The sequence below is a fragment of the Laceyella putida genome (assembly GCF_042665195.1).
GTDB lineage: Bacteria > Bacillota > Bacilli > Thermoactinomycetales > Thermoactinomycetaceae > Laceyella > Laceyella putida.
This window is the reverse complement of sequence record NZ_JBHTBW010000078.1, coordinates 1-2,922: the sequence shown is the minus strand read 5'-3', so window position 1 is coordinate 2,922 and position 2,922 is coordinate 1. Positions and strand designations below refer to the sequence as shown.

The window sequence follows — 2,922 nt, the reverse complement described above, 5'->3', positions numbered from 1 at the left end:
TATTAGGCACGCCGCCAGCGTTCATCCTGAGCCAGGATCAAACTCTCCGTTAAAGGTCTTGGCGCTAAGCGCCAGACTTGAGGTTTGAGTCTATGCTCATTGTAACACCGAAGTGTCACATTGAATTGACAGGTCACGTTCACTCTTTAGTTTTCAAGGAACACTTTATTTCTTCTTTTGCAGTGCCGCTCTCTCATAGCGACGAATAATATCTTAACATCTAATCATTTGTTCGTCAACAACTTTTTTGTTGTTTTTTATCACATCTTGCGGAAACGTGTCGCAAGCGCGACAGAGAGTAATATATCACGGCACCGCAATATAGTCAACTGTTTTTTTCAAATCAATAGGGCCACATGTTCCAAATCTACATGAGAACAACTCAAGTCGCCTCACTCCATCTTCTATAATCAACCAGGCCCCTAAGAAAAGAACTAGGAGCCTGGTTGAAGTAAGCGAAACCTTTCCATATCTTCATGGCCATCAGACGCGTTCATCTCACGCACACATGCGGCATGCGCATAAAACAAACGCATTCTTCAAGGATTCCATTGTTCAACTGGGCAAAACCGGTTTGTTCACGCTTCCCTACATTTAAAATAAACGGTGAGGCATGATGGCCGGCACTTCACACCTGCTTTCCAATAGGTGCGGTTGTTGCTTTTCCGCTGAATCATAGAATGCATACATCGCATCTAAAATGTGATAAGCCAGATCGCCATTGGCCCGATGCGGACGGTCTTCCAAAATAGCCAATGCCATCTCCGCCACGCCTATTCCCCGGGAGTTATCTGTGTAGGCGCGCTTAATCTCCACTTCTGCCCATTCTTCATTTCCCACGCGCTTGATCAATACTGGACCGCCAAAAGTATTGGGATCAGGCACGCGAATCGTTCCTTCCGTTCCATAAATCTCGATGTTGGGCAAATGATGTCCACCCTTCACATCAAAGCTGAAAATCACGGTGCCCAGCGTACCATTGGCAAATTCCAAAATGCCGGTGACATGCGTGGGGGTGTTCACTTTGATCGTTTCGCCAGTCACCCGTGCTTTCCGCTCAGGAAAACTGATCTTGGTTTGGGCCATGATTTGTTTGATCGGTCCAAGCAAGGTTACCAACGCGGTCAAATAGTAAGGTCCCATATCAAACAATGGACCCGCCCCAGGTTGGAAGAAAAAATGCGGATTTGGATGCCAAGCATCCGGTCCGCCATAGAGCATATTGCCCGTGGCCGCGATCGGAGTGCCAATGTCGCCATCTTCAATCAACTGGCGACAGGTTTGGATGCCGCCGCCCAAAAACGTTTCCGGTGCACAGGCCACACGCAACCCTTTTTGCTTCGCCGATTCAAGGATTTTTCGGCCTTCTTCACGCGTAGCGGCCAATGGCTTTTCCACGTACACATGCTTACCCGCTTCCAAAGCGCGCAAACAGATTTGACCATGCGCCGCAGGAATCGTTAAGTTCACCACAATATCAATGTCTGGATCGCTCAACAACTCATCCACCGTGCAGACCTTGGGTATATGAAATTCTTCAGCGCGTTTCTGCGCGGTTTCCATTACCAAATCCGCACATGCAACCAGCTCAAGATGAGGATATTCTTTGATGTTTTGCATGTAAATCCCGCTAATCACGCCACAGCCAATGATGCCCACTTTACATTTTTTCATCTCGATCCACCCTTATTCTTGAAATGGCCATTCCGATTGCTTCCGTGCACGTCAAATTTTTTTCAAATAGTCTAAACTGGTTTTCGCGGCTTCCAACGGATCGATGGTAAAGTATTCCTGTTCAACGATAAACCAGTTTAACCCCAGCTTGTTGCCCGCTTCTTTAATTGGGGCCATATCGATTTCACCTGAGCCCACTTCCGTGCTGTACTTTTTGTTTCCATCCGTTTTCAGATCTTTTATATGCAAGGCACCCAATGCGTCGCCATAGCGGGAGATCAGTGCAACCGGATCCCATCCGGCATAATAAGCCCAATACACATCCAATTCCATCTTCACCAAATTGAAATCGGTTTCGTCAAACAAAATTTCAAAGCCAGTCTTGTCACCAAAAGAAGCAAATTCAAAGTCATGATTATGATAAGCGAATTGAAAACCCGCTTTCCGACACGCTTCACCGATTTTGTTGAATTCTTCCGCTGTGCGCTTATACGCGTCAACCGTTTGCCGTTTTTCTTCGGGCAACCAAGGACAGACAACAAAACGATTGCCAATTTCCTCTTGGTAAGCGAGGGTTGCTTCCAATTGATCTTCTTGAAGCAAATCCAATGGAATATGGCTTCCGACTACCTGCAACTTACTCTCCGCCAATACTTCTTTCACTACCTTGGCGGGAGTGTCGTAATAACCGGCAAATTCGACACCATCATAACCCATTTCTCCCACCTTGCGCAGGGTGCCAAGGAAATCATCTTTTGTTAAGCTGTTTAAAGACCACAATTGTAGCGCGATGAAGCTCATCCACATTACCCCCTTGATAATTGAAAGCGCTTTACAATCTAACTATAAACAAAAGAGCAAACATTTTTAATATAAAAACTGCACGATTTTTCAGTAATAATTATTCATATCAACTTAAAGTATCGATGAAAAGCATTTATAAATCAAATGAAGACCATACTAAAAAAGCGATCAATCCAAAGATTGATCGCTTTGCGCTAGTAGCGGCGGAGGGCCTCGAACCCCCGACCTTACGGGTATGAACCGTACGCTCTAGCCAACTGAGCTACGCCGCCTTAAATTGGTTGCGGGGACAGGATTTGAACCTGCGACCTTCGGGTTATGAGCCCGACGAGCTACCGGACTGCTCCACCCCGCGTCGCTCCTATCATCAGATAGGAGATGCCTAGCAACGACCTACTCTCCCGGGGCTTAGGCCCAAGTACCATCGGCGCTGGAGGGCTTAAC

At 46.6% G+C, this 2,922-nt stretch carries 2 protein-coding genes and 2 tRNA genes; all 4 read right to left on the bottom strand.

Features of this window, described 5'->3' with window-relative positions; all coding sequences use genetic code 11:
- Window positions 1-594 precede the first annotated feature (594 nt).
- Window positions 595-1,674, bottom strand: a complete 1,080-nt coding sequence (locus ACFQNG_RS18685; protein ID WP_379867426.1) for a Gfo/Idh/MocA family protein — start codon at window positions 1,672-1,674, stop codon at window positions 595-597.
- A gap of 51 nt (window positions 1,675-1,725) precedes the next feature.
- Window positions 1,726-2,475 carry a sugar phosphate isomerase/epimerase family protein gene (locus ACFQNG_RS18680; RefSeq protein ID WP_379867425.1) on the bottom strand — a complete coding sequence of 250 codons (750 nt, stop codon included), beginning with the start codon at window positions 2,473-2,475 and terminating at the stop codon, window positions 1,726-1,728.
- Window positions 2,476-2,676: 201 nt separating this feature from the next.
- Window positions 2,677-2,750, bottom strand: a tRNA-Met gene (locus ACFQNG_RS18675).
- A gap of 6 nt (window positions 2,751-2,756) precedes the next feature.
- Window positions 2,757-2,833, bottom strand: a tRNA-Met gene (locus ACFQNG_RS18670).
- Window positions 2,834-2,922 lie beyond the last annotated feature (89 nt).